Origin of the sequence: Bartonella sp. AA2SXKL (assembly GCF_042197205.1) — a bacterium.
In the GTDB taxonomy this organism is placed as follows: Bacteria; Pseudomonadota; Alphaproteobacteria; order Rhizobiales; family Rhizobiaceae; genus Bartonella.
The window spans coordinates 1-707 of sequence record NZ_JBHIRN010000150.1 but is presented as its reverse complement, the minus strand read 5'-3'; the positions used below and the strand labels follow the sequence as shown (position 1 = coordinate 707).

1 protein-coding gene is annotated in these 707 nt (G+C 37.3%); it reads left to right on the top strand.

Annotated features, from left to right (window positions below; genetic code table 11):
* Positions 1 to 607: autotransporter outer membrane beta-barrel domain-containing protein (locus tag ACFINS_RS10365; RefSeq protein ID WP_375706223.1), on the top strand; the 607-nt coding region annotated here is incomplete at its 5' end.
* Positions 608 to 707: the final 100 nt, after the last annotated feature.

The following is a 707-nucleotide window of genomic DNA, read 5'->3' as shown; positions in this document are numbered from 1 at the left end:
AAAAAGTATATTTCATAAATGGTTAGTGACAGCATATGGTAGTTTGGAAAGTAACGCTGGTTTTTATGTAGATGGTCTTTTATCCTATGGTTTGTTTGAAGGTGATGTTCTCACTTTTGTACGGGGCAAGACAGCAACATTAAAAGGAAATCCTCTGAACGTTTCGTTGTCTGCTGGTAAAGCATTTACAACAGGGGATGAAGGTTTTATTTTTGATCCACAGATTCAGCTTATTTATCAACATCTTCAGTTTCATAAAGCACACGATATTGACAGGTTTGATGTTGAGATGGGAAAATTGGATCAATGGGCAATGCGTATTGGTGGGCGTCTGACTAAGATGCTTGCGGCATTTGAAAAGGATCGTATCGTTTCTTTTTATGGCAAGCTTCATGTTTCTCATGGTTTTAGAGGGAAACAATCTGTGTATTTTAAAGATGCCTTTCAGTTGAGTGCTTTTGGTTCTTCCCTAGAAGCTGGAGTGGGTGTTTATTCGCAGTTGTCTTCAAAGCTTATATTGCACAGTGATCTGATGTATCAGCATAAGCTTACCAAAGCTGGTTTTAGCGGAATTCATTTTTCTGGTGGATTGCGTTATCGTTTTTAAAATGAGCTTGGAAAAAAGTTAAATCTAAGCAAATCTATTATGAGAGCATGTGCGGGGAGAGTTCTTAAATGATTTATAGATCACTTGGTTTACAAAAGCT